The organism is Enterobacter sp. UCD-UG_FMILLET (genome assembly GCF_000762975.1).
Lineage (GTDB): Bacteria > Pseudomonadota > Gammaproteobacteria > Enterobacterales > Enterobacteriaceae > Enterobacter > Enterobacter dykesii.
The window spans coordinates 303,757-329,689 of the sequence record NZ_JRJC01000006.1; the positions used below are offsets into that span (position 1 = coordinate 303,757).

At 60.7% G+C, this 25,933-nt stretch carries 24 protein-coding genes and 1 pseudogene; 14 read left to right on the forward strand and 11 right to left on the reverse strand.

What is annotated here, in order from left to right:
• Window positions 1-12: 12 nt before the first annotated feature.
• From hypE to hypA, 5 genes are read right to left on the reverse strand one after another with little or no spacing between them, the layout of a single operon-like run.
• On the reverse strand, window positions 13-1,023 hold the full coding sequence (gene hypE / locus LA04_RS01870) for a hydrogenase expression/formation protein HypE (protein ID WP_047650280.1): 1,011 nt from the start codon (window positions 1,021-1,023) through the stop codon (window positions 13-15).
• Window positions 1,020-2,141, reverse strand: coding sequence for a hydrogenase formation protein HypD (hypD, locus tag LA04_RS01875; RefSeq protein WP_047650281.1), 1,122 nt, complete (start codon window positions 2,139-2,141; stop codon window positions 1,020-1,022). Before hypD ends, hypE begins: the two co-directional genes overlap by 4 nt.
• Window positions 2,142-2,143: 2 nt before the next feature.
• Window positions 2,144-2,416 carry a HypC/HybG/HupF family hydrogenase formation chaperone gene (locus LA04_RS01880; protein ID WP_047650282.1) on the reverse strand — a complete coding sequence of 91 codons (273 nt, stop codon included), beginning with the start codon at window positions 2,414-2,416 and terminating at the stop codon, window positions 2,144-2,146.
• Entirely contained in the window at window positions 2,407-3,270 is an 864-nt protein-coding gene (gene hypB / locus LA04_RS01885) for a hydrogenase nickel incorporation protein HypB (protein ID WP_047650283.1), read from the reverse strand. The genes LA04_RS01880 and hypB overlap by 10 nt, the downstream gene beginning before the upstream one ends.
• 3 nt (window positions 3,271-3,273) lie before the next feature.
• Window positions 3,274-3,624, reverse strand: coding sequence for a hydrogenase maturation nickel metallochaperone HypA (gene hypA, locus LA04_RS01890; protein ID WP_047059961.1), 351 nt, complete (start codon window positions 3,622-3,624; stop codon window positions 3,274-3,276).
• A gap of 211 nt (window positions 3,625-3,835) precedes the next feature.
• On the opposite strand from hypA, the gene hycA reads away from it, so the two are divergent.
• The 9 genes from hycA to hycI all read left to right on the forward strand — a co-directional run bounded on the left by hycA (window position 3,836) and on the right by hycI (window position 11,614).
• Window positions 3,836-4,300 carry a formate hydrogenlyase regulator HycA gene (gene hycA, locus LA04_RS01895; protein ID WP_047650284.1) on the forward strand — a complete coding sequence of 155 codons (465 nt, stop codon included), beginning with the start codon at window positions 3,836-3,838 and terminating at the stop codon, window positions 4,298-4,300.
• Window positions 4,301-4,370: 70 nt separating this feature from the next.
• Window positions 4,371-4,979, forward strand: coding sequence for a 4Fe-4S dicluster domain-containing protein (locus tag LA04_RS01900; RefSeq protein WP_023308971.1), 609 nt, complete (start codon window positions 4,371-4,373; stop codon window positions 4,977-4,979).
• Window positions 4,976-6,790 (forward strand): formate hydrogenlyase subunit 3, encoded by a 1,815-nt coding sequence (gene hycC, locus LA04_RS01905; RefSeq protein ID WP_047650285.1) that lies wholly within the window; start codon window positions 4,976-4,978, stop codon window positions 6,788-6,790. Before LA04_RS01900 ends, hycC begins: the two co-directional genes overlap by 4 nt.
• Before the next feature lies 1 nt (window position 6,791).
• Window positions 6,792-7,715 carry a respiratory chain complex I subunit 1 family protein gene (locus tag LA04_RS01910; RefSeq protein WP_047650286.1) on the forward strand — a complete coding sequence of 308 codons (924 nt, stop codon included), beginning with the start codon at window positions 6,792-6,794 and terminating at the stop codon, window positions 7,713-7,715.
• A gap of 15 nt (window positions 7,716-7,730) precedes the next feature.
• The gene (hycE, locus tag LA04_RS01915) at window positions 7,731-9,440 is read left to right on the forward strand and encodes a formate hydrogenlyase subunit HycE (protein WP_047650287.1); all 1,710 of its coding nucleotides are present in this window, start codon (window positions 7,731-7,733) and stop codon (window positions 9,438-9,440) included.
• A gap of 9 nt (window positions 9,441-9,449) precedes the next feature.
• Window positions 9,450-9,992: a formate hydrogenlyase complex iron-sulfur subunit gene (locus tag LA04_RS01920; RefSeq protein ID WP_047650288.1), complete on the forward strand. Its 543-nt coding sequence runs from the start codon at window positions 9,450-9,452 to the stop codon at window positions 9,990-9,992.
• Window positions 9,992-10,759, forward strand: coding sequence for an NADH-quinone oxidoreductase subunit B family protein (locus LA04_RS01925; protein ID WP_047650289.1), 768 nt, complete (start codon window positions 9,992-9,994; stop codon window positions 10,757-10,759). The genes LA04_RS01920 and LA04_RS01925 overlap by 1 nt, the downstream gene beginning before the upstream one ends.
• Window positions 10,756-11,166, forward strand: a complete 411-nt coding sequence (locus LA04_RS01930; RefSeq protein WP_047650290.1) for a formate hydrogenlyase maturation HycH family protein — start codon at window positions 10,756-10,758, stop codon at window positions 11,164-11,166. Before LA04_RS01925 ends, LA04_RS01930 begins: the two co-directional genes overlap by 4 nt.
• Window positions 11,159-11,614 carry a hydrogenase maturation peptidase HycI gene (gene hycI, locus LA04_RS01935; RefSeq protein WP_047650291.1) on the forward strand — a complete coding sequence of 152 codons (456 nt, stop codon included), beginning with the start codon at window positions 11,159-11,161 and terminating at the stop codon, window positions 11,612-11,614. Before LA04_RS01930 ends, hycI begins: the two co-directional genes overlap by 8 nt.
• A 40-nt stretch (window positions 11,615-11,654) precedes the next feature.
• On the opposite strand, the gene LA04_RS01940 is transcribed toward hycI, so the two are convergent.
• Together LA04_RS01940 and ascF are read right to left on the reverse strand one after the other, a co-directional pair.
• Window positions 11,655-13,079: a 6-phospho-beta-glucosidase gene (locus LA04_RS01940; protein ID WP_047650292.1), complete on the reverse strand. Its 1,425-nt coding sequence runs from the start codon at window positions 13,077-13,079 to the stop codon at window positions 11,655-11,657.
• 18 nt (window positions 13,080-13,097) lie between these two features.
• Window positions 13,098-14,549 carry a PTS cellobiose/arbutin/salicin transporter subunit IIBC gene (gene ascF / locus LA04_RS01945; RefSeq protein ID WP_047650293.1) on the reverse strand — a complete coding sequence of 484 codons (1,452 nt, stop codon included), beginning with the start codon at window positions 14,547-14,549 and terminating at the stop codon, window positions 13,098-13,100.
• Between the two features lie 214 nt (window positions 14,550-14,763).
• Here ascF and LA04_RS01950 point away from each other — a divergent pair, with 214 nt between their 5' ends.
• The 4 genes from LA04_RS01950 (at window position 14,764) to LA04_RS01965 (ending at window position 19,703) form a co-directional block, all read left to right on the forward strand.
• Complete coding sequence (locus LA04_RS01950) at window positions 14,764-15,777, forward strand: LacI family DNA-binding transcriptional regulator (protein ID WP_047650294.1); 1,014 nt, start codon at window positions 14,764-14,766, stop codon at window positions 15,775-15,777.
• A gap of 134 nt (window positions 15,778-15,911) precedes the next feature.
• Window positions 15,912-16,457, forward strand: a complete 546-nt coding sequence (gene hydN / locus LA04_RS01955; RefSeq protein ID WP_029739520.1) for an electron transport protein HydN — start codon at window positions 15,912-15,914, stop codon at window positions 16,455-16,457.
• A gap of 5 nt (window positions 16,458-16,462) precedes the next feature.
• Complete coding sequence (gene hypF, locus LA04_RS01960; RefSeq protein ID WP_047650295.1) at window positions 16,463-18,679, forward strand: carbamoyltransferase HypF; 2,217 nt, start codon at window positions 16,463-16,465, stop codon at window positions 18,677-18,679.
• A 1-nt stretch (window position 18,680) separates the two neighbouring features.
• Window positions 18,681-19,703 (forward strand): HoxN/HupN/NixA family nickel/cobalt transporter, encoded by a 1,023-nt coding sequence (locus LA04_RS01965; RefSeq protein WP_047650296.1) that lies wholly within the window; start codon window positions 18,681-18,683, stop codon window positions 19,701-19,703.
• Window positions 19,704-20,153: 450 nt separating this feature from the next.
• On the opposite strand, the gene norW is transcribed toward LA04_RS01965, so the two are convergent.
• Window positions 20,154-21,287, reverse strand: a complete 1,134-nt coding sequence (norW, locus tag LA04_RS01970) for an NADH:flavorubredoxin reductase NorW (RefSeq protein WP_047650297.1) — start codon at window positions 21,285-21,287, stop codon at window positions 20,154-20,156.
• Window positions 21,284-22,726, reverse strand: coding sequence for an anaerobic nitric oxide reductase flavorubredoxin (gene norV / locus LA04_RS01975; protein ID WP_047650373.1), 1,443 nt, complete (start codon window positions 22,724-22,726; stop codon window positions 21,284-21,286). Before norV ends, norW begins: the two co-directional genes overlap by 4 nt.
• A 186-nt stretch (window positions 22,727-22,912) precedes the next feature.
• Here norV and LA04_RS01980 point away from each other — a divergent pair.
• Window positions 22,913-24,203: pseudogene (locus tag LA04_RS01980) on the forward strand (sigma 54-interacting transcriptional regulator).
• Here LA04_RS01980 and gutQ read toward each other — a convergent pair.
• Complete coding sequence (gutQ, locus tag LA04_RS01985; RefSeq protein WP_033146372.1) at window positions 24,200-25,165, reverse strand: arabinose-5-phosphate isomerase GutQ; 966 nt, start codon at window positions 25,163-25,165, stop codon at window positions 24,200-24,202. The pseudogene LA04_RS01980 and the gene gutQ overlap by 4 nt on opposite strands.
• Window positions 25,158-25,931: a glucitol operon DNA-binding transcriptional repressor SrlR gene (gene srlR / locus LA04_RS01990; protein WP_032640855.1), complete on the reverse strand. Its 774-nt coding sequence runs from the start codon at window positions 25,929-25,931 to the stop codon at window positions 25,158-25,160. Before srlR ends, gutQ begins: the two co-directional genes overlap by 8 nt.
• Window positions 25,932-25,933 lie beyond the last annotated feature (2 nt).

Below are 25,933 nucleotides of genomic sequence, written 5' to 3' on the forward strand. Positions count from 1 at the left end.
TTTGGCGCGGTTCTAGCAAATACGGGGTAAGGGTTCCGCGTGCGGCAGATCCAGCGTGCGTTTAACGCCATACAGCCCGGCCAGGCGCACCCCTTTGCGCTCAACCACTTCACCAATCATCGCCGCCTCTTTTCCTGACGGATGAGCCCGCAGCTGTTCAAGAACGGCTTCCGCGGCTGCGCGTTCAACGCCAATCACCAGTTTTCCTTCGTTGGCGAAGTTGAGCGGGTCCAGCCCCAGCAGTTCGCAAAGCCCGCGAACGGCAGGCTTAACGGGCAGGCTACGCTCGGTGAGTTCAATCCCGTACCCGCAGCTTGCTGCAAATTCGTGGACCACGGCGTTCACGCCGCCTCGCGTCGCGTCCCGCAGGGCTTTCACGCCGGGAATATCCCGCAGCGTCTGAATCAGCGGGGTGAGCACCGCGCAGTCGCTGCGCAGTTCGCCATCCAGCCCCAGACCTTCGCGCAGGTTAAGGATGGTCGCCCCGTGGCAGCCCAGCGTTCCGGTGACGATCAGCACGTCGCCCACGCTAAGCTGCTGCGCCGCCCAGTGAATATCGGCGGGGATCGCCCCCATGCCGGCGGTGTTGATAAACAGCTTGTCGGCCGCGCCGCGCTGCACCACTTTGGTATCGCCGGTGACGATAGCTATCCCCGCCTCGCACGCGGTCTGCGCCATGCTGTTGACCACTGCCGTGAGCGTCTCCATCGGTAACCCCTCTTCGAGGATAAACCCGCAGGAGAGGTAGCGCGGAATAGCGCCGCTGACCGCCACGTCGTTGGCCGTGCCGCAGACGGCGAGCTTGCCGATATCGCCGCCGGGGAAGAACAGCGGATCGATCACGTAGCTGTCGGTGGAGAACGCCAGCCTGTCGCCCTGCGCGGTGAGGGGGGCGAGGTCAATGCGCGCCTGGTCTTCCTGTTCGGCGAGCCAGGGGTTGTTGAAGGCTTCCATAAACAGCCGGTTAATCAGCTGCTGCATCGCCTGTCCGCCGCTGCCGTGCGCCATTTCAACCGTATTCATGCTTCACTCTCCTGGTTGCGATACTGATACCACGCGGCACACGCCCCTTCGGAGGAGACCATCAGCGCGCCAAACGCCGTTTGCGGGTTACAGGTATTGCCAAATAACGGGCATTGATGCGGTTTGCATTTACCGGTGAGCACGTCGCCGCAGCGTGCCCGGGGATCGTCGCAAACCTGCTGCGGCTGCGGGCGGAAATGCGCTTCGACGTCGAACGCGCGATAGGCCAGCGTCAGGCGCACGCCGGATTCGGCAATCAGCCCCAGACCACGCCATTCGCTGTCGCCCTCAACGCTGAACACGTCGGCTATCGCCTGCTGCGCCCGTTCATTTCCCGCATCCGGCACCACACGGCGGTATTGGTTTTCCACGGTACTCAGGGCCGCTATTTTCTGCTCAACCAGCATGGTGACACCTTGCAGTAGATCAAGTGGTTCGAAACCAGCGACCACTAACGGACGATTGTACTGTTCAGCGATAAAACCGTAGGCGTCTGTGCCAATCACCATGCTGACGTGGCCCGGTGCCAGAAAGGCGTCAATGCCGTTTTCCGGCTCTTCCAGCAGGCTGCGCAGGGTGGGGATAAGCGTAATGTGCTGGCAGAAGAAGAAAAAATTCCCGACGCCGCGCGCTTTCGCCTGCTGCAGCGTGATGGCGGTGGCGGGCATGGTGGTTTCAAACCCCAGGCCAAAAAACACCACCTTGCGCGCTGGGTTGTCCTCCGCCAGCGTCAGGGCATCCATCGGCGAATAGACGATCCGGATGTCGGCTCCGCGCGCTTTCGCCTGCAGCAGCGAGCCGTTTTTCCCCGGCACGCGCATCGCGTCGCCAAAGGTGCAGAAAATGACGTCGGGCTGGCTGGCAATTTCAATACAGCTGTCGATGCGCCCCATCGGCAGCACGCAGACCGGGCAGCCGGGGCCGTGGATAAACTCGATGTTCTCCGGCAGCAGCTGGTCGAGGCCAAATTTGAAGATGGCGTGCGTGTGTCCGCCGCACACCTCCATGATCCGCAGCGGTCTCTCTTTGGTGTAGTCCAGCAGCGCCGCGCGCGTTTTCAGGTGCCCGATAAGCTGCAGCACCTGTTCCGGCGCGCGGTATTCATCAACGTAACGCATGGCTAACGCTCCTCGCCGTAAAGCAGCGCGCCCACGTCAGGCTCCACGTCGAACATGTTTTGCAATGCATCCAGCGTGTCGCGGGCTTCCGCTTCGTTAATTACGCTCATGGCAAACCCCACGTGGACGAGCACCCACTGGCCGAGACGCGAGGCGCCGCTTTCATCGGTGCTGCCCACCAGCGTCAGGTCGACGTCGCGCAGGATACCGCAGACCTCCACTTTGGCCTGATTACCGTCGATAGCGTGAATTTGTCCCGGTACGCCTATGCACATCGTTCGCTCTCCAGCCAGTTCAGCCAGGCATCCATCCCGTCGCCTCGCGTGGCGGAGACAAGCAGGATCTCGATCTCCGGATTCACCTCACGGGCATACGCCAGGCATTTATCCACGTCGAAATTCAGGTACGGCAGCAGGTCGACTTTGTTCAGCAGCATGATGGACGCGGCGGCAAACATATGCGGGTACTTCAGCGGCTTGTCTTCGCCTTCGGTCACCGAAAGCACCGCTACCTTGTGGCGTTCGCCCAGATCGAAGCTCGCCGGGCAGACCAGGTTGCCGACGTTTTCAATAAACAGAATGCCGTTATCCGCCAGCGGCAGACGCGGGGCGGCGTCGGCAATCATCTGCGCATCCAGGTGGCAGCCTTTGCCGGTATTGACCTGAATCGCCGGGGTGCCGGTTTCGCGAATGCGCGCCGCGTCGTTAACGGTTTGCTGGTCGCCTTCAATCACCGCGCAGGAGACGCGCCCGTTAAGGCGTTTGAGCGTTTCCGTTAACAGCGTGGTCTTGCCGGAGCCGGGGCTGGAGACCAGGTTCAGCACCAGCTGTTTGCGGGCGGCAAAGCGCGCGCGGTTGCGGTCGGCGATCTGGTTATTTTTATCCAGCACGTTGATTTCCACCTCCAGCATCTGGCGCTGGCTGATGCCCGGCGCGTGGGTACCCGCTTCGCCGTGGCCGTAGTGGAGATCGCCCGCAGCGGACCGTTGCGGAGAGAAAGTGATACCGGTCAGTGCCGCAGAAGGACGCGGGGCAGGGGAAAAGGGCGCGGAGCGAAACGCGGAATGGGGACGGTGTTCATCCCCTTCTATATACAGGTTGCCTTCGGCGCAACCGCAGGTGCTACACATACTTTACTCCTTCTCGATTTCGAGGCGTTGGATCTGCATGCCGTCGTCCGCCACGATGCGAAGACCGGTGCTCTGACACTGCGGACAGCGCTGAACCTTTGATGACAGCAGGGTGACGTACTGCTGGCACTGCTCGCACCAGCACTCCGCCTGCTGCTCTTCGATATGGAGCTCGCAGCCTTCCGCCAGCGTGCCGCGACACACCAGCTCAAAACAGAAATGCAGGGCGCTGGGCTCGACGCAGGAAAACGCCCCGACCTTCAGCCAGACGCCGGTGACGCGCTTCGCGTGGTTTTGCACTGCCTGCTGTTCGATAAGTTCCAGAGCCCGCTGGCAGAGGGTGATTTCGTGCATGACGCCTCCTCAATGAATTGCGCCATTGAATGCAATAACGGTGCCAGCTTAATTTTTGTTAAGGCGTGACGATGTCAACGCTGTCGAAATGACACGTCGACACCACGGCGTTGACAGCGGTTTTGTAATTAAATCTATTTAAAATCAGCAGGATAAAAACTGGCATGGAATCTGCTTAACAGCCGCTATCTCCATTAACCGGATACCTTCTATGACTATTTGGGAAATCAGCGAAAAAGCGGATTACATCGCGCAGCGTCATCAGCAGCTGCAGGACCAGTGGCACTTCTACTGCAACTCTCTGGTTCAGGGCATAACCCTCTCGAAAGCGCGTCTTCACCACGCAATGAGCTGCGCGGCGCAGGGCGACATGCGCTTTGTCCTCTTCGGCCATTTCATCATCAACGTTACCCTGGCGGACAACTTCAACAGCCACACCATTGAGTACCACCTCGAGACAAAAGACGGCGAAAAACAGTGTATTGCGAAGGCGCAGCTAATGGCCGACGGCATGGTGGACGGCCACGTCAGCAACCGCGATCGCCAGCAGGTGCTGGAGCACTATCTGGAAAAAATCGCGCCGGTCTATAACGGCCTGTACGCCGCCGTTGAACACGATCTTCCGGTCAACCTGAAGCAGCTGATGGATGGAAATACCTCAGCGAACGTGGCCTGACCCATGCGTGTCGAGAAGTGTCGACAAGACAGTTTTTCGTCAAAAATGACTATCACCAGAGGATAACCCGGTGAACCGTTTTGTAATTGCCGACTCGACGGTCTGCATTGGCTGTCGAACCTGTGAGGCGGCGTGTTCGGAAACGCATCGCCTGCATGGGCTGCAGTCCATGCCGCGTCTGCACGTCATGCGTAATGAAAAAGAGTCTGCCCCGCAGCTCTGCCATCACTGTGAAGATGCCCCCTGCGCGGGCGTTTGCCCTGTGAATGCCATCACCCGCGTTGATGGCGCTGTCCAGCTGAACGAAAGCCTGTGCGTAAGCTGCAAGCTGTGCGGCATTGCCTGCCCGTTCGGCGCGATTGAATTTTCCGGCAGCCGTCCGCTGCATATTCCGGCGAACGCCAACTCGCCAAAAGCCCCGCCCGCGCCCCCGGCACCTGCACGCGTAAGCACGCTGCTGGATTGGGTGCCCGGCATTCGTGCCGTTGCGGTGAAATGCGACCTGTGCAGCTTCGATGAGCAGGGCCCGGCATGCGTGCGCACCTGCCCGACTAAGGCGTTGATTCTGGTTAACATTCGCGACATCGCCCGTACCAGCAAGCGTAAACGCGAGCTGACCATCAACAGTGATTTTGGCGACCTTTCTCTGCTACAGGCGCTTAACGAGGGGGCGAAATGAACGCGGCGATGATGATTACCGGCGCGGTAGCCTGTTTTGCTGCCGCCGCTGTTCTGGCGCTGATCTTCTCATTCCATAAAATGCTCAGCGGCGCGATCGGCGGGATCGGCGGGGCGGCCGCTAGCCTGATGACGCTGGCGGCAGGCGGTGTCGTCCTGCTCGGCGGCCAGTCCGCAGAGACCGTGATGCCGCTGATTCGCCACACGGTTGAGATCACGCCCCTGAACGCCATCTGGCTGGTGACGTTTGGCCTGAGCGGGCTGTTTATCAGCCTGTTCAATATCGACTGGCATCGCCACCCGCACGCTAAAGCCAACGGCCTGCTGGTTAACCTGCTGATGGCGACGGCGGTCTGTACCGTTAGCGCCAGCAACCTCGGGGCGCTGGTGGTGATGGCGGAAATCATGGCGCTGTGCGGCGTGTTCCTGACCGGCTGCAGCGCCTCCGGCAAGCTGTGGTTTGCGCTGGGACGCCTCGGAACGCTGCTGCTGGCGCTGGCCTGCTGGCTGGTATGGCACCGCTTTGGCACGCTGGACTTCGCTGCGCTCAACGGGTATCCGCTGGGGAACGACGTCTGGCTGCTGGGCGTGCTCGGCTTTGGCCTGCTCGCTGGCATCATCCCGCTGCACGGCTGGGTGCCGCAGGCGCATGCGAATGCCTCCGCGCCTGCCGCCGCGCTGTTTTCGGTGGTGGTGATGAAAGTGGGTCTGTTCGGGATTCTGGCGATTACGCTGACCGGCGGACAGCCGCCGCTGTGGTGGGGCGTCGTGCTGCTGGTCGCCGGAATGATTACCGCGTTCGTCGGCGGTCTGTACGCGCTGATGGAGCACAATATCCAGCGCCTGCTGGCCTACCACACCCTGGAAAATATCGGCATTATCCTGCTCGGCATTGGCGCGGGCGTGACCGGGCTGGCGCTCAATCATCCGGCGCTGATTGCCGCCGGGTTTATCGGCGGTCTGTATCACCTCGTCAACCACAGCCTGTTTAAAAGCACCTTGTTCCTCGGGGCGGGCAGCGTCTGGTTCCGCACCGGCCATCGGGATATTGAAAAGCTCGGCGGGATTGGCAAAAAGATGCCGGTGATTTCACTGGCGATGCTGGTCGGGCTGATGGCGATGGCCGCGCTGCCGCCGCTGAACGGCTTTGCCGGGGAGTGGGTGATCTATCAGTCCTTCTTCGCGCTCGGTCAGAGCGATGTCTTTATCGCGCGTCTGCTCGGCCCGCTGCTGGCGGTTGGACTGGCGATAACCGGCGCGCTGGCGGTGATGTGCATGGCGAAAGTCTACGGCGTGACCTTCCTCGGCGCGCCGCGCACCCGCGAAGCGGAAAACGCCTGCTGCGCACCGTTGTTGATGGGCGTGAGCGTGGTCGCGCTGGCGCTGTGCTGCATCGCGGGCGGCGTCGCCGCGCCGTGGCTGCTGCCGCTGCTGGGCAACGCCATTCCGCTGCCGCTGACCGTGGCGAATACCACCGTCTCTCAGCCCATGATCGCGCTGCTGCTGATTGGCGCACCGCTGCTGCCGCTCGTCCTGATGCTGTTCTTCAAACGCGACCGGCTCGCCTCCCGCTCGCGCGGTGCGGCGTGGGCCTGCGGCTACGAACACGAACAGTCGATGGTCATCACCGCCCACGGTTTCGCCATGCCGGTGAAGGAGAACTTCGCCGCCGTGCTGAAGCTGCGCCACTGGCTGAACCCGGTGGACTGGGTACCCGGCTGGCAGAGTGCCGCCGCACCCGTGCTGTTCCGCCGTCTGGCGGTCATCGAGCTAGCTGTGCTGGTGGTCATTGTGATTTCACGAGGAGCCTGACATGAGTCTGTTACTGGCAATTCTTCAGGCGCTGGTGCTGTTCGCCGCCGCGCCGCTGCTGTCGGGCATCACGCGCGTGGCGCGCGCCCGGATGCACAACCGTCGCGGGCCTGGGGTGCTTCAGGAATACCGCGATCTCTTCAAGCTGCTCTCCCGTCAGAGCGTTGCGCCGGGCGCCGCAGGCTGGGTCTTCCGCCTGACGCCGTTTGTGATGGTGGGCGTGATGCTGACCATCGCCACCGCGCTGCCGGTGGTGACGGTGGCGTCGCCGCTGCCCGTGCTTGGCGATCTGATCACGCTGATTTACCTCTTCGCCATCGCCCGCTTCTTCTTTGCGATTGCGGGCCTGGACACAGGGAGCCCGTTTACCGGCATCGGTGCCAGCCGCGAGGCGATGCTCGGCGTGCTGGTCGAGCCGATCCTGCTGCTGGGGCTGTGGGTCGCCGCGCAGGTCGCGGGCTCTACCCACATCAGCTTTATCACCCACACCGTTTACCACTGGCCGGTGGCGCGCTCGATCCCGCTGGTGCTGGCGCTGTGCGCCTGCGCGTTCGCCACGTTTATTGAGATGGGCAAACTGCCGTTCGACCTCGCGGAAGCCGAGCAGGAGCTACAGGAGGGGCCGCTTACCGAATACAGCGGCTACGGCTTCGCGGTGCTGAAGTGGGGCATCAGCCTCAAACAGCTGGTGGTGCTGCAGATGTTTGTCGGCGTCTTCTTCCCGTGGGGACAGATGACGCACTTCTCCGCAGGCGGTCTGGTGCTGGCCGTCGTGGTTGCCGCCCTCAAGCTGCTGGTCGGCGTGCTGGTGATTGCCCTGTTTGAAAACAGCATGGCGCGCCTGCGTTTTGTGGAAACGTCGCGCATCACCTGGGCCGGTTTTGGTTTTGCATTTTTAGCGTTCGTCTCCTTGCTGGTGGCGTGATTAGAGAGAGTATTTATGTCTGAAGAAAAGAAAGGTCAGCAGTATCTCGCCGCGTTGCATCAGGCTTTCCCCGGCGTGGTGCTAGAGGAGTCCTGGCAAACCAAAGACCAGGTAACCGTCACCATTAAGGTGAACTATCTGCCGGAAGTGGTCGAGTTTCTGTACTACCAGCAGGGCGGCTGGCTGTCGGTGCTGTTCGGCAACGACGAGCGCCAGCTGTGCGGCAATTACGCCGTGTACTACGTGATGTCGATGGAGCAGGGCGAAAAGTGCTGGCTCACCGTGCGCGTCGAAGTCGACCCGTCTAAGCCGGAATACCCGTCCGTCACGCCGCGCGTGCCCGCCGCCGTCTGGGGCGAGCGCGAAGTGCGCGACATGTACGGCCTGGTGCCGGTCGGCCTGCCGGACGAGCGCCGCCTGGTGCTGCCGGACGACTGGCCGGACGAACTCTATCCGCTGCGCAAAGACAGCATGGACTACCGCCAGCGCCCGGCGCCGACCACCGACAGCGAAACCTACGAATTCATCAACGAGCTGGGCAGCAAGAAGAACAACGTGGTGCCGATCGGCCCGCTGCACGTCACCTCTGACGAACCGGGCCACTTCCGCCTGTTCGTCGACGGCGAGAACATCATCGACGCCGACTACCGCCTGTTCTACGTCCACCGCGGCATGGAAAAGCTTGCGGAAACCCGCATGGGTTACAACGAGGTCACGTTCCTCTCTGACCGCGTGTGCGGTATCTGCGGCTTCGCCCACAGCACCGCCTATACCACCTCGGTGGAGAACGGCATGGGGATCGTGGTGCCGGAGCGCGCGCAGATGATCCGCGCCATTCTGCTGGAGGTGGAGCGTCTGCACTCGCACCTGCTGAACCTCGGCCTGGCCTGCCACTTCGTCGGCTTTGACTCCGGGTTTATGCAGTTCTTCCGCGTGCGTGAAGCGTCAATGAAGATGGCGGAGATCCTCACCGGGGCGCGTAAAACCTACGGCCTGAACCTGATCGGCGGGATCCGCCGCGACCTGCTGAAGGACGACATGATCCAGACCCGCCAGCTGGCGCAGCAGATGCGCCGCGACGTGCAGGAGCTGGTGGACATGCTGCTCAGCACGCCAAACATCGAGCAGCGCACCGTCGGCATCGGGCGCCTTGACCCGGAGATCGCCCGCGACTTCAGCAACGTCGGCCCGATGGTGCGCGCCAGCGGCCACGCCCGCGACACCCGTGCCGATCACCCGTTCGTCGGCTACGGCCTGCTGCCGATGACCGTGCACAGCGAGCAGGGCTGCGACGTCATCTCGCGCCTCAAGGTGCGCATTAACGAGGTGTTCACCGCCCTGAACATGATCGACTTCGGCCTCGATAACCTTCCCGGCGGCCCGCTGATGGTGGAGGGCTTTACCTACATTCCGAACCGCTTTGCCCTCGGCTTTGCCGAAGCGCCGCGCGGGGATGACATCCACTGGAGCATGACCGGCGACAACCAGAAGCTCTACCGCTGGCGCTGCCGTGCGGCCACCTACGCCAACTGGCCAACCCTGCGCTATATGCTGCGCGGCAACACGGTTTCCGATGCGCCGCTGATCATCGGCAGCCTCGACCCGTGCTACTCGTGCACCGACCGCATGACCGTTGTGGACGTGCGCAAGAAAAAAAGCCAGGTAGTGCCGTACAAAGAGCTTGAGCGCTACAGCATCGAGCGTAAGAACTCGCCGCTGAAATAAGGACTCGCCATGTTTACCTTTATCAAAAAAGCGATAAAAACCGGCACGCAGACCAGCAGCTATCCGCTGGAGCCGATGCCGGTGGATAAAAACTTTCGCGGCAAGCCGGAGCACAACCCGCAGCAGTGCATCGGCTGCGCGGCCTGCGTGAATGCCTGTCCGTCGAACGCCTTAACGGTGGAAACGGATCTCAAAACCGGCGAGCTGGCCTGGCAGTTTAACCTCGGGTGCTGCATCTTCTGCGGCCGCTGCGAGGAGGTCTGCCCGACTGTCGCCATTCGCCTGTCGCAGGAGTACGAGCTGGCGGTGTGGAAGAAAGAGGATTTTCTGCAGCAGTCGCGCTTTGACCTTTGCAGCTGCCGCGTCTGCAGGCGCCCGTTCGCCGTGCAAAAAGAGATCGACTACGCCATCGCGCTGCTGCAGCACAACGGCGACGCTCGCGCGGAGCACCACCGCGAAAGCTTTGAAACCTGCCCGGAGTGCAAGCGTCAGAAGTGCCTGCTGCCGTCCGACCGCATTGATATCACCCGCCATATGAGAGAGGCCAGCTGATGGAAAACTTACTCGGCCCGCGCGACGCTAACGGCATTCCGGTGCCGATGACGGTGGAGGAGTCCATCGCCAGCATGAAGGCGTCGCTGCTGAAAAAAATCAAACGCTCGGCCTACGTCTACCGCGTGGACTGCGGGGGCTGCAACGGCTGCGAGATTGAGATCTTCGCTACGCTGTCGCCGCTGTTTGACGCCGAGCGCTTCGGCATCAAGGTGGTGCCGTCCCCGCGTCATGCGGACATTCTGCTGTTTACCGGGGCCGTCACCCGCGCCATGCGATCCCCCGCGCTGCGCGCCTGGCAGTCCGCGCCGGACCCGAAAATCTGCATCTCGTACGGGGCCTGCGGCAACAGCGGCGGCATCTTCCACGACCTCTACTGCGTCTGGGGCGGCACCGACAAAATCGTGCCGGTGGACGTCTACATTCCGGGCTGTCCGCCGACGCCTGCCGCGACGCTGTACGGCTTCGCGATGGCGCTTGGCCTGCTGGAGCAGAAAATCCACGCGCGCGAGCCGGGCGAGTTGGACAACCGGCCGGCGGCCATTCTGCACCCGGACATGGTGCAGCCGCTGCGGGTGAAGATTGACCGCACGGCGCGCAGGCTGGCGGGCTATCGTTACGGGCGTCAGATTGCCGATGATTATCTGCGCCTACTGAGTCAGGGCGACCATCAGGTGGCGCGCTGGCTGGAGGCCGAGAACGATCCCCGTCTCAGTGAGATCGTGGCGAACCTGAACAGCATCGTGGATGAGGCGCGTATCCGATGAGTGAAACGGTGGTGTTCAGCCAGCTGAGCCGTAAGTTTATTGATGAGAACGATGCCACGCCGGATGCGGCGCAGCAGGTGGTCTATTACAGCCTGGCGATTGGGCACCATCTCGGGGTGATTGACTGCCTGGAGGCCGCGCTGAGCTGCCCGTGGCCGGAATACCTGGCGTGGATCGCCACGCTGGAGGAGGGCAGCACGGCGCGGCGCAAAATGGAGGGCGTGCCGAAGTACGGCGAGATCGTCATCGACGCCAACCACATTGCGATGCTTGCCAACGCCTTTGACGCGGCGCTCGCCAAGCAAACCCCCGAGCAGCAGGCGTGGAGCAAAACGCTGCTTAGCATGCTGCACGATATTCATCAGGAGAGCGCCATCTACCTGATGGTGAGGAGATTACGTGACTGACGTTTTACTGTGTGTCGGCAACAGCATGATGGGCGACGACGGCGCGGGCCCGCTGCTGGCAGAGATGTGCGCCGCGAATCCGCAGGGCAGTTGGGTGGTGATTGACGGCGGAAGCGCGCCGGAAAACGACGTGGTCGCCATCCGCGAGCTGCGCCCGGAGAGGCTGTTAATCGTCGATGCCACCGATATGGGGCTCAACCCCGGAGAGATCCGCCTGATTGACCCGGACGACATCGCCGAGATGTTTATGATGACCACCCACAATATGCCGCTGAACTACCTTGTCGATCAGATCAGGGACGACGTGGGCGAGGTGCTCTTTTTGGGAATTCAGCCGGATATCGTTGGGTTTTATTACCCGATGACGCTGCCGGTGAAAGAGGCGGTGGACGTGGTGTATTCACGGCTTGCGGAGTGGGTTGGGGATGGGGGTTTTTCTCAGCTCTGAGCGGCGCCAAACCCCTCTCCCTGTGGGAGAGGGCAACAGGCTACTCCAGATCCGCCCCGTTACTCGCAATCACCTTCTTATACCACCAGAACGATTTCTTGCGTTTTCTGTCCAGCGTGCCGTTCCCTGCGTCGTCGCGGTCAACGTACACAAACCCGTAGCGCTTGCTCATTTCGCCCGTTGAGGCCGACACCAGGTCGATACAGCCCCAGGTGGTGTAGCCCATCAGCGGCACGCCGTCCTCGATCGCGTCGCCCATCGCGCGGATGTGCTCGCGCAGGTAGCTGATGCGGTAGTCGTCGTTGATCTCGCCGTTGACGTCAATCTCGTCCTTTGCCCCGAGGCCGTTTTCCACCAGGAACAGCGGCTTCTGGTAGCGGTCGTACATCATGTTCATGGTGATGCGCAGGCCGAGCGGGTCAATGCCCCAGCCCCATTCGCTCACCTGAATATGCGGATTACGCAGGGACTTCACGATGTTCGCCGCGCTGGTGTTGCCCGCGTTCATGTCCGCCGACGCGCAGCGCGAGGCGTAATAGCTGAACGAGACAAAGTCGACGGTGTTCTTTAACAGGTCGTCGTCGCCCGGCTCTTTCACAATCACCACGCCTTTCTCGCGGAACACGCGGGCAGAGTAGGCCGGGTAGCTGCCGCGCGCCTGCACGTCGATAAAGAACAGGTTCTCGCGGTCTTTCTCAAGCGCCATCCACACGTCTTCCGGCTTGCAGGAGTACGGGTAGAAATTGCCGCCCGCCAGCATGCAGCCGACCTGGTTTTCCGGGTTCACCTCGTGGGCGATTTTGGTCGCCAGCGCGCTCGCTACCAGCTCGTGGTGCGCGGCCTGGTATTTCACCTGGTCTTCGTTTTCACCTTCCTCAAACACCAGCCCCGCGCCGGAGAATGGGCTGTGCAGCATGATGTTGATTTCGTTGAAGGTCAGCCAGTATTTCACCAGCCCGTTAAATTCTTCAAAGCAGGTGCGGGCGTAGCGGGCGAAGAAATCGACCATCCTGCGGTTGCGCCAGGAGCCGTATTCTGTCACCAGGTGCATCGGCACGTCGAAGTGGCAGAGCGTTACCAGCGGCTCGATGTTGTACTTTTTGCACTCCTCGAACACCGCGCGATAGAAGGCAATGCCCTCTTTGTTCGGCAACGGTTCGTCGCCGTTCGGGTAGAGGCGGCTCCAGGCAATTGAGGTGCGGAACACCGTAAAGCCCATCTCCGCCATCAGGGCGATGTCTTCTTTATAGCGATGGTAAAAATCAATCGCTTCGTGGCTCGGGTAGAACTCGTCGTCACGCAGCGAGAAACGCTTTTCCTTACCGATCTTCACCGCCAGGCGATTCGCGCCGTGGGGGATCATATCGACCGTCGTCAGTCCTTTGCCGCCTTCACGGTAAGCACCTTCACTCTGGTTGGCGGCAAGCGCGCCGCCCCATAAAAATCCTTGTGGAAAAATAGACATTCTTACCTCGCTTTCAATTTATGCTTTTGCTGCGTTGTTCTGTACCGGTGCGGTCTGCAGGGCGCGCGCTTTTTCAGCCTCGTCTTCGACCGGGATATCCTCAAACCCTAAAAGCAGGGTCAGAACAAACGACAGCAAGACTGCCAGCCCCATCACGCCGAACACCCAGACGATGGTCATCGGGTTCGCCGGGTCGAAGAACTGCACGCTGGTGAACAGCCCCGGTGCCGCCATCGAGTGGCTGGCAAGACCGGCCATGCCGGCGACCGCCCCGCAGATAAAGCCGCTGATCAGGCTCGCAATCAGCGGACGTTTCAGCCGCACCGCCACGCCGTACAGGGCCGGTTCAGAGATCCCCGCCATAATGGCGGAGGCTGCCGCCGCCAGCGCCGTCTGGCGCAGCTCCGGGTTTTTGGTTTTCCACGCCACCGCCAGCGACGAGCCGCCGAGCGACAGGTTGGCGCCGATTTCCGACGGCATCACCATCCCTTCCTTGCCCGTTTCGGCAATGGTCTGAATGATGGTCGGCGTAAACACGCGATGCATCCCGGTCATCACCAGCAGCGGCCAGAGCGCGCCCATGATGGCGACGGAGAGCCAGCCCAGGTAGCCGTGAATGGTGTAGACCAGCGCGGAGATGGCGCTACCGATCCAGATCCCCAGCGGGCCAATCAGCACGATGGCGAGCGGGGCGGCAATCAGCACGATCAGCATCGGCTTGAGGAAGTTTTTCGTCACCGCCGGGGTAATGCGATCCACCCAGCGTTCGATGTATGACAGGCACCAGGTCATCACCAGCGCCGGGATGACGGTGTAGGTGTATTTCACCGCCGTCACCGGAATGAAGGCGAACTCAACGTGCTCGCCCTGTGCGGCTTTCGCCATCAGCTCGATAAAGCTCGGGTGCACCAGTACGCCGGCAATGGCGATGGCCAGCGACATGTTGGTTTTGAATTTCACCGCCGCCGAGGCCGCCACCATCAGCGGCAGGAAAAAGAAGGCACCGTCGCCGATGACGGTCAGAATAGTGAGCGTCGGCGCGCCTTTTGGCAGCACGCCGGTCATCTCAAGGATCATCGCCAGCAGCTTGACCATCGAGCCGCCGATGATCGCCGGGATCAGCGGGGACATGGTGCCGATCAGCGCGTCGAGGATCCCGGCGCCAAGTCGGCGTAAGGTCATCTTCTGCGGACCTTCCGGCACTGCGGGCTGCAGGTCAGCGGGCAGCAGGCTCACCACTTCGCGGTACGCCTGTGAAACCGTGTTGCCAATAATCACCTGGCACTGGTTGTCGTTGCGCACCACGCCGAGGACGCCGCTGATGCTTTTCAGGCGCGCAGCGTCGGTCAGGCTTTCGTCTTTCAGTACGAAACGCAGACGCGTCATGCAGTGGGTGACGGCGACGATGTTCTCTTTGCCGCCCAGCGCGCTGATAACGTCGTTCGCCAGCGCAGCGTAGTTTTTGGCCATCGGATGTGATCCTGTTATTGTTGTGAGACATGTAGGAAACCGGTTCCACATAATCATCATGAGTTTCTATGAATGAAACAAGATCGCTTTTTGACCATTTTTTCGTTTCGTGATGCAGATCTCAATGGGGTATCGAAAGCGTGATTTCACCGCTGCGACAATTTTTTTGCAGTGCAGTACACTGCGCTTCATCAGATTCAGATGGAATAACAACATGACCACGATGCTTGAAGTGGCGAAGCGGGCAGGCGTTTCGAAAGCCACGGTGTCCCGGGTGCTGTCGGGAAATGGCTACGTCAGCCAGGAGACCAAAGACCGGGTTTTTCAGGCCATTGAAGAGAGCGGCTATCGCCCGAATTTGCTGGCGCGAAACCTGGCAACCAAACGTACCCAGACGCTGGGACTGGTGGTGACGAACACCCTCTATCACGGCGTCTACTTTAGCGAACTGCTGTTTCACGCCGCGCGCATGACGGAAGAAAAGGGGCGGCAGCTGATCCTCGCGGACGGCAAGCACAGCGCGGATGAAGAGCGAGAGGCGATCCAGTACCTGCTCGATATGCGCTGCGACGCGGTGATTATCTATCCGCGTTTTCTGAGCGTGGAAGAGATGGATGAGATCGTCGAGAAGTGCGAGCAGCCCATCATGGTGCTCAACCGCCGCCTGCGGAAAAACAGCAGCCACTGCGTCTGGTCAGATCATAAAGCCTCCAGCCAGGAGGCGGTGTCGCAGCTGATTGCGAAAGGGCACCGGGAGATCGCGTTTATCACCGGCTCGCTGGATTCTCCCACCGGGGTTGAGCGTCTCTCCGGCTACAAGGACGCGCTGGCGCAGCACGGTATTCCGCTGCGCGAGGGCCTTATTGCGCGCGGGAAGTGGAACCCCGCCAGCGGCGCGGCGGCGGTTGCCGAACTGCTTGCTCGCGGTGAACGGTTTACGGCGCTGGTGGCGAGTAATGACGACATGGCGATCGGTGCCATGAAGCAGCTCCACGACAGCGGCGTGGCCGCACCGGACGCGGTGTCGGTGATCGGCTTTGACGACGTGGCCATCGCGCCTTACATCGTGCCGTCGCTTTCCAGCGTGCGTATTCCGGTGACGGAGATGATCAAAGAGACCATCAGCCGCCTGATCTTCATGCTCGACGGCGGTGAGTTTAAGTATCAGCAAACCTTCTCCGGCGAGCTTGTCCTGCGCGACTCCGTTATTGACGGCCCGCACCGCTGATGTCGACAGCTGTCATCGTCATAAGTGACGATGACAGCGCCTCCGTATTTTTTAAATTCATATAAAATCAATAAGTTAATTATTGGCACGGTTTATGAATATCTCCGCGCATAACTGTAATGCTGGAGAAGCAGATGAACCGTTTTATTATGGCCGATGCCAGTAAGTGTATTGGTTGCCGTACCTGTGAAGTGGCGTGCGTGGTTTCCCATCAGGCGGAGCAGGACTGCGCGTCGCTTACCCCTGACACCTTCCTGCCGCGTATCCACGTCATCAAAGGCGTGAATATTTCCACCGCCGCCATCTGTCGCCAGTGCGAAGACGCACCGTGTGCGAACGTCTGCCCGAACGGGGCGATTAAACGCGAGAAAGGCTTTGTGCACGTCATGCAGGAGCGCTGTATTGGCTGCAAAACCTGCGTGGTCGCCTGTCCGTACGGCGCGATGGAGGTGGTTGTCCGTCCGGTGGTGCGCAACAGCGGCATGGGGCTGAGCGTGCGCGCGGACAAAGCCGAAGCCAACAAATGCGACCTGTGCTACCACCGCGACGCCGGTCCGGCCTGCATGGAAGCCTGCCCGACGCACGCGCTGGTCTGCGTGGATCGCGACAAGCTTGAGCAGATGAGCGCCGAAAAGCGCCGTCGTGCGGCATTCGACACGTCGTCATCGCTGCTGTTCTGAACCGTATGTGCAGCAACGGCGTACAGCTGCTTGTGCGCGGTAAAGTGCAGGGCGTGGGGTTTCGTCCCTTCGTCTGGCAGCTGGCGCAGGTGCTTCAGTTGACCGGTGACGTCTGCAATGATGGAGAGGGCGTGCTGGTGCGCCTCGCGGGTAATGGGGGGGCCTTTACCGCGAGGCTGCATCAGGACTGTCCGCCGCTGGCACGCATTGACCACGTGGAAACGCAGCCGTTTACCTGGGCGCAGGTGCCGGAGGACTTTACCATCCGCCACAGCGCGGGTGGGGCGATGGACACGCAGATCGTCCCCGACGCCGCGACCTGTCCGGCGTGCCTGGCTGAAATGCGCGACCCCGGCGAGCGCCGCTATCGCTATCCGTTCATCAACTGCACGCACTGCGGGCCGCGGTTTACCATTATCCGCGCGATGCCCTATGACCGTCCGGCCACGTCAATGGCCGCATTTCCCCTCTGCGTGCTTTGCGAAGCGGAGTACCGTAACCCTTCTGACCGCCGCTTTCACGCCCAGCCGGTAGCCTGCCCGGACTGCGGGCCCGCGCTGGAATGGCGCGCGGGCGACAACACCGCTTCCCGTGAGGCTGCACTGAGCGCGGCGGTGGCGATGCTGAAAAGCGGCGGCATAGTCGCGGTCAAAGGGCTGGGCGGTTTTCATCTCGTCTGCGACGCGCGTAATCCGCAGGCGGTCGCGACGCTCCGGGTACGCAAGCAGCGTCCCGCGAAGCCGCTGGCGGTGATGATCCCAAACGCGGACGGCGTGCCGGAGGCGATCCAGACGCTGTTGCGCTCCTCCGCAGCGCCGATTGTGCTGACCCCAAAAGCCTCGCTTCACGGGTTTCCCGAAGGGATTGCACCGGGACTCGATTGTATTGGCATCATGCTTCCCGCTAACCCGCTGCAACATTTGCTGATGATGGACTGCCGGCGACCGCTGGTGATGACTTCCGGCAACCTCAGCGGCAGACCGCCTGCCATGACCAACCAGCAGGCGCTGAATGAGCTCGGCGACGTCGCGGACGGCTTCCTGCTGAACAACCGCGATATCCTGCAGCGGATGGACGATTCGGTGATGGATCGCGACGGCACGATGCTTCGCCGCGCGCGCGGTTTTGTGCCCGATGCCGTCACGTTGCCTGCGGGTTTTGAGAATATCCCCGCCATGCTATGCACCGGCGCGGAGATGAAAAACACCTTCTGCCTGGTGCGTGGCAGCCAGGCGGTGCTGAGCCAGCATTTTGGCGATCTCGGTGACGAGGGCGTTGAAGCGCAGTGGCGAGGCGCGCTCTCGCTGATGCAGAAAATTTACGCCTTCCAGCCGAAGCGCGTGGTGTGCGACGCCCATCCGGGCTATCACACACAACGGTGGGCACAGGCGCAGGGGCTGCCGGTCGAAACCGTACTGCACCATCACGCCCACGCGGCGGCGTGCCTGGCGGAGAACGGCTGGCCGCTGGACGGCGGAGACGCGATTGCCCTGACGCTGGACGGGATCGGCATGGGCGAGAACGGCGCGCTGTGGGGCGGGGAGTGCCTGCGGGTGAGCTATCTCGCGTGCGAGCGTCTGGGCGGGCTGCCTGCCGTTGCGCTGCCGGGGGGCGATCTGGCGGCGCGGCAGCCGTGGCGCAATCTGCTCGCCCACTGCCTGGCGTTTGTCCCTGACTGGCAGCAGTACCCGGAAACGCGCGCGGTTCAGCGTGAAAACTGGCCGCTGCTGGCAACGGCGATCCGGCGCGGCATCAACGCGCCGCAGGCCTCGTCCTGTGGTCGCCTGTTTGATGCGGTCGCCTGCGCGCTGGGTATTGAAACTCAATCCTGGGAAGGTGAAGCGGCCTGCCGGCTGGAAGCGCTGGCTTCGCAGTGTGCGGGCGTCGACCATCCGGTGACGCTGAACGTGGATAACCTCGCGCAGTTCTGGCAGCAGTGGCTTGCCTGGCAGGCTGAGCCCTGCGAGCGCGCGTGGGCGTTTCACGACGCGCTGGCAAAAGGGCTGGCGGAACTCGCCGCGCGCCATGCCCGACGACTGTCGCTGTCGACAATCTGTCTCAGCGGAGGCGTGCTGCACAATCGTCTGCTGCGCGCGCGCCTGCGTCATTATCTTTCTGACTTTACGCTTCTTTTTCCTTCGCGCCTGCCCGCAGGTGACGGAGCGATCTCCTTCGGGCAGGCGGTGGTTGCCGCTGCCCGGTCATGTTCACAAAGGACTTAAAATGTTACGACTCTTACGCAATGAACCTCGCGCCGCGCTTCTGCTGCTGGCTCTGGTAATGGCAAACCTGCTGGCCTGGGGATGGGCATGGCACGCTTTTAGCGGCAGCACGGCGCTGATGGCCGCCAGCCTGCTGGCGTGGTGCTACGGGCTACGTCACGCGGTGGACGCTGACCACATTGCGGCCATTGATACCGTGACGCGTAAGATGATGCAGCAGGGCAAACGTCCGTCCGGCGTGGGGGCGTGGTTCTCGCTGGGGCACTCCACCATCGTAGTGCTGGCCTCCATTGCTATCGCCGCTACCGCGACGGCGTTCCAGAAAAACATGGAATGGTTCCACGAAACCGGCAGCCTGATCGGCACCGCCGTGTCCGCCACCTTCCTGCTGGCGATGGCGCTGGTGAACATGGTGATCCTGCGCGGCGTCTGGCGCAGTTTTCAGGCGCTGAAGCAGGGCAGGCCCGTGCAGGGTGACATCACGCTCCCTGCCCAGGGCGGCGTCATGAACTGGCTGTTTGGAAAAACCTTCCGCCTGGTGAATAAAAGCTGGCAAATGTACCTGGTCGGTTTCCTGTTTGGCCTCGGCTTTGACACGGCTACCGAGATTGGCGTGCTGGGGATCTCTGCCGCCAGCGCGTCAAGCGGAATGTCGGTGTGGTCAATCATGGTCTTCCCGGCGCTCTTCGCCAGCGGCATGGCGCTGGTGGATACCCTCGATAACCTGTTGATGGTCGGCGCCTACGGCTGGGCGTTCAACAAGCCGCAGCGCAAGCTTTACTACAACATAACCATCACCGGCACCTCCGTGGTGGTGGCGCTGTTTATCGGCGGGCTGGAAGCGCTGGGTCTGCTGATGGACAAATTTGCCCTCAGCGGCGGCGTGTGGGATCTGATTGGCACGGTAAACGACAATCTGGGCAACGCCGGGTTTGTGGTGGTTGGGCTGTTTGTCGCCTGCTGGCTGATCTCCATGGTCAACTACCGCTGGCGCGGCTACGACGCGCTGGTGGTACGTTCCTGAACCGGCTCCTGCACGGCGCAACCTCCGCGACTTCCTCGATGGCTGGCGCATAGCGGCATACCGATAAAAAGATGCTGAAAATGGAGAACTTTTGCGGAATAAAATATATTCCGCATTCTTCGCTTGTGTGATATAGCGATAAATATAATTGAGTTATTTATAAAAATTCGCCATGATTTGCCTCCTGCTGATGATATCTATTCAGACTGAGTTGGCTGCCAATAATAAAACTGGATGATGTTTTTAAGCTGTTTCATAGTAAAGCATTTACGAAAATAATAAATAAGGGATTGATGGCGATGATATATCTGCTTTGCATTTATTTGATGAATAGAATGCGTAAGAAAAAGCCCCGGAATATCGGGGCGGTGAATAATAAAATTCAAAGGTTAACTCTGCGTAGACTTGTTGTTGGCCGGGTAAACGAAGCGCCGCCCGGCAAAGCGAGGGTTAAGCAGGTAACTGTTTCAGCAGAGCGAAAGCCTCCTTCATCCGGTCTTCACTAACCACAAAAGCGCGAAGCTGACCCTCGTTATCCGCGCCGCGCGCGACCATTCCCTGCGGTTCGAGGGTAATTTGCCAGTTCAGATCCTGACGCTGCGTTTCACCGGCAAGATGCAGCGGTAATTCCGGCGTTTTGACTTTAATCAGCATGGCGGGTAATTTCAGCGGCGCGTTTTCGCCGAGCAGGTTTTTCGCCAGATACATCGCGCTTAATTGAATTGGCTGTAAAAAGGGCAGTGCCTGACCGTTAATTTCAGCGCAGTCGCCTAACGCGTAAATATCAGGTTGCGTGGTTTGCAGGTAGCTATTTACCTTCACGCCACGCTGTATTTCGGCGCCTGCTCGATGCGCCAGCGCGGTTTCCGGGCGCAGGCCCGTTGCGGCAACCACGACATCCACTTCAACGCTGCGGCTGCGATCGAGCGTGGCAAGAATGCCGCCTTCGGTTTTACTCAGGCTTTGCAGCTGCGATTTCAACAGTAGATGCACCCCCATGTCGGTCAGGCGATGCTGTAAGCGACTGCTTACTTCTGCGGGCATCAGCGACGACAGAATGCTTGCCGCGTGGTCGACCAGAGTCACGGATTTACCCGCCCGGCAGAAATCCATTGCCAGCTCGGTGCCTATCATCCCGCCGCCGACAATCATCACGCGCTGTGCGTCGCGAAGCGCCGTTTCGCTGGCCTGATACTCCTGCTGGCTGTTGAGGGTGATAGTCAGCTCGCGGCCCTCAACCGGCGGCACAAACGCAGAGGCACCCGTGGCCAGCACCAGCCTGTCGTACTGCCAGGTTTTCTCTTTAGCTTTTACCACGCGAGCCTCTGCGTCGATGTCGGTGACCCAGGTGTAGGGAAAAAGACGCAGGTTAAACTGTTCGGCGAACTCCCCCGCCGTCTGGCGGGTGAGGTCTTCGGCACGCTGATTCTGACTAATCACGTGGCTTAAGTCAGGCTTGTTGTACTCGTCCATGCTGTCGGCGGCAATCACCGTCAGCGGCACGCTGGCATCCTGCTTGCGGATGTTTTTCACCAGCTGGCGGGCGGCAAAGCCCGAGCCGATGATGACGATTCCGTTGCTCATTTTGCCTCCGTACCCAGTTCGTCAAAGACGTCTTTCCCGAGGGAACATTCCGGGCAGAGGAAATTGTCCGGCACGTCACTCCACGGCGTGCCCGGCGCGACATCCTGCAGCGGCTCGCCCAGCGCCGGGTCGTAGATCCACTGGCAGACGCTGCACTGCATGCGCGGTCCGGGATCGGCGGCTTCCGCGGCAGGGCAGGCGTCCTGCTTTCCGCTTGGTTTTGCCGCCGCTTCCGGCAGCGGTGCGAGCGCCCACTGACGGGCAATGTCGCGACCGTGCTGGCGGCAGATCTCCAGGGCGTTGATATCCGGACGCCATTTCGCCTTCAGGCTCAGGGACATTTCGAAACCGGCATCCTGCAGACGCGTAGACAGACGGTCTACCGCGCCGCCGCTCCAGCCATGGGAGCCAAAGGCGCTGGCGCGCTTGTTGCGAAAACGCAGGCCGGTCATCTCTTCTACCAGACCGGCAATTTTCGGCATCATCACGTTGTTCATGGTGGAGGTGCCCACCAGCACGCCCTTAGAACGGAAGACGTTGGTCAATACCTCGTTCTTATCGCTGCGCGCCACGTTGAAGATTTTCACCGCCACGTTGGGGTCCACTTCGTTGATGCCCTGAGCAATGGCGTCCGCCATCATGCGGGTGTTGTTGGACATGGTGTCGTAGAAAATGGTGATGCGGTCTTCCTGATAGTCCGCCGCCCACTTGAGGTATAGCTCGACGATCTGGATGGGATTTTCACGCCATACCACGCCGTGGGAGGTGGCAATCATGTCCACCGGCAGGTTGAAGCCGAGGATCTCGGTGATTTTTGGCGTCACCAGGCGGCTGAACGGCGTCAGGATGTTGGCGTAGTAGCGCTGGCACTGCTCGAACAGCTCGGTCTGGTCCACTTCGTCGTTGAACAGGCGTTCGTCGCAGTAGTGCTGGCCGAAGGCGTCGTTGCTGAACAGCACCGCGTCGCCGGTCATGTAGGTCATCATGCTGTCCGGCCAGTGCAGCATCGGGGTTTCCACGAAGATCAGCTGCTTGCCGTTGCCGATATCCAGCGCGTCGCCGGTTTTCACGGTGTGGAAATTCCACTCCGGATGGTGGTGGTGGCCGTTGATCGAGTCGATGGCGTTGGTGGTGCAGTAGATCGGCGTGTTCGGAATGTAGGACATCAGCTCGGTCAGCGCGCCGGCGTGATCTTCTTCAGCGTGGTTGATGATGATGTAGTCGATGGCGTCCAGGTCGATTTTGCTACGCAGGTTCTGCACGAACTCGCGGCTGAACTTATGATCGACGGTATCGATCAGCACGTTTTTATCTTCGCGGATGAGATAGCTATTGTAGCTGCTGCCGCGCAGCGTTTTGTATTCCGTCCCGTGGAAATCGCGCACTTCCCAGTCACGTTGACCCACCCAATGAATGTTATTTTTAACCAGAATAGACATAGCAACCTCTACGTAATACAGCATTTTCAAATAAGATGGTTTGCCTATATCAAGTTGCGTGCCAGTTTTTAATTTGTTGATTTTACTTAATTAATACTTTTATGATCCGTAGTGGGTAGTCATTATGACTATCAAAAGCAGTGTCAATATGACAACATGCATTGTCAAAATGACAGCGAGGTCACTATGAGCTTTTCCGTAGACGTGCTGGCGAAGATCGCCATTGAGCTGCAGACCGGTATCGGCCATCAGGACCGCTTTCAGCGGCTGATCTCCACGCTGCGCCGCGTGCTTGAGTGCGATGCGTCCGCGCTGCTGCGCTACGAGGGGCGGCAGTTTATTCCGCTGGCTATCGACGGGCTGGCGAAGGACGTGCTCGGGCGGCGTTTTACCCTTGAGGGCCATCCGCGTCTGGAAACCATCGCCCGCGCGGGTGACGTGGTGCGCTTTCCGGCGGACAGCGACTTGCCCGACCCGTACGACGGGCTTATTCCCGGACAGGAGAGCCTGAAGGTGCACGCCTGTATCGGCCTGCCTTTATTTGCCGGACAAAACCTGATCGGCGCGCTGACCCTTGACGGCCTGTCACCGGACCAGTTCGACACCTTTAGCGACGAAGAGCTGCGCCTGATTGCCGCCCTGGCCGCCGGGGCGCTGAACAATGCCCTGCTGATTGAACAGCTGGAGAGCCAGAACATTCTTCCCGGCAGCCCGGCGGCGTTTGAGCAGGTGACGCACACGGAGATGATCGGCCTCTCTCCGGGCATGGCGCAGCTCAAAAAAGAGATTGAGATTGTCGCCGCCTCAGATTTGAACGTGCTGATCTTCGGGGAAACCGGCACCGGTAAGGAGCTGGTGGCGAAGTCCATTCACGAAGCGTCGCCGCGCGCGGTCAATCCGCTGGTGTACCTCAACTGCGCCGCGCTGCCGGAAAGCGTGGCGGAAAGCGAGCTTTTTGGAAGCGGTGCTGGCAGGGCAGTTCCGCGCCGACCTGTTCCATCGCCTGAGCGTGTTCCCGCTTACCGTGCCGCCGCTGCGCGAGCGCGGGGACGACGTGGTGCTGCTGGCGGGCTTTTTCTGCGAGCAGTGCCGTCTCAGGATGGGGCTTTCCCGCGTGGTGCTGAGCCCGGGGGCACGGTCGCATCTGCTGAGCTACGGCTGGCCGGGTAACGTGCGCGAGCTGGAGCATGCGATTCACCGCGCGGTGGTGCTGGCGCGGGCGACGCGTTCGGGTGATGAAGTGGTGCTCCACGCGCGGCATTTTGCGCTGCAGGATGAAACCGCACCGGCTATCGCCCAGGCAGTACCCGAGATAGCGAATGAAAATCTGCGTGAAGCCACGGAGGCGTTTCAGCGTCAGATGATTACCCGCGCGCTGGAGCAGAATAACCGCAGCTGGGCGGCTTGCGCGCGGGCGCTGGAGATGGACGTCGCCAACCTGCACAGGCTGGCGAAGCGTCTGGGACTGAAGGGTTAGATAATGCCGGCCTGATAGAAATCCTGCAGGTTGATGGCGCCGCACAGCCTGCCGGCGTCATCCACCACCGGTGCGGCGGTGATTTTGCGCTTCATCAGCACCTCTTTGGCTTCAATGGCGCGGCTCTCGGCGTTCAGCGTCAGCCCGCCTTTGGTCATGGCGTCCGACACTTTGGTTTCCAGCCTGCCGCCGCCCACCAGCCAGCGGCGCAGGTCGCCGTCGGTGAACACGCCCTTTACGCTCCCGCCGTCATCGCACACCGCAACCAGCCCCAGACCGGTGCGGCTGAGCTCCAGCATCGCGTCCATGACGCTGGTATCGAGTTTAACCTGCGGAATGGCATCGTCGGTGCGCATCAGGTGGTGAACCTTGTTGAGCAGGCGTGCGCCGAGCGCGCCCGCCGGATGCGAACGGGCGAAATCTTCCTCGTTAAAGCCGCGCGCCTGCATCACCGCCATTGCCAGCGCGTCGCCCATCATCAGGGTGTTAACGGTGCTGGAGGTCGGGGCGAGGTGCATCGGACAGGCTTCACGCTCAACGGAAATATCCAGCGTCGCCTTGGCGGCCAGCGCCAGCGGCGAGCGGGATTTTCCGGTCATCGCCAGCAGGGCGACCGATTTTTCCTGCAGGCGCGGAATAATCAGGTCCAGCTCTTTGGCCGAACCGGAGTAGGAGATAAACAGCATCACGTCGCGGCTTTCAATCATCCCCAGATCGCCGTGCAGCGCCTCAGCAGGGTGCACGAAGAACGCCGGGGTGCCGGTGCTGGCGAGCGTCGCGGCAATCTTTTTGCCGATATGGCCGGATTTACCGATGCCCGCCACGATCACTTTGCCTTCGCAGTGGATAATGGTGTTGGCCGCGCGGACAAAATCCTCGCCCAGACGTTCCGGCAGGCGGCTGGCTTCCTGCAGTTCCAGCATCAGCGTCTGGCGGCCCGTTTCTAACAGAAAATCACTCATCTCTCTCTCCGGTTACGATCACGTCGATTCCTTTCTCTTCCAGCGCTTTTTTGAACGCCGGGTCGATACCCGCGTCGGTAATCAGCTTATCAACGCTTTCAAGGCTACAGACAATGTTGGGGCTTTTACGGCCAAACTTCGACGAGTCTGCCATCAAAATCACTTCCCGCGCGGCGTTGCACATGGCTTTACTGACGCTGAACACCTCGTTGAACGTCGTAACGCCGGCGTTCAGGTCGATGCCGTCGGTGCCCATAAACAGTTTATCAAAGCTGAAGTGGTCGAAGGCATTCTCCGCAAGCTGGCCGTGAAACGACGCCGATTTTTTGCGGAAGGTGCCGCCGGGCATCAGGATGGTCTGCTCGCTGTCAAACTCCGACAGGGCATTGACGATGTGCAGGCTGTTGGTCATCACCGTGATGTTGTTAAAGCGGCTGAGCAGCGGGATCATCTGCAGGACGGTGCTGCCTGCATCCAGAATGATGGAGTCGCCATCGTGGATAAATTTTACGGCTGCTTCGGCAATCAGCGCTTTCTGGTGGGTATTGATCAGCGTTTTGTGATCGATAGGCGGGTCCGCTTCGTCCTTATTGAGCACCACGCCGCCGTAGGTTCGAATGACGGCGCCAGAGTTTTCGAGCAATACCAGGTCCTTGCGTATTGTCGTGCCGGTGGTGTCAAAGTAGTGGGCCAGATCCTCTACCGAACATTTTCCCTGCTTTTGCAGATGTTCGAGAATGGCCGCCTGCCGCTGACGAGGTTTCATAG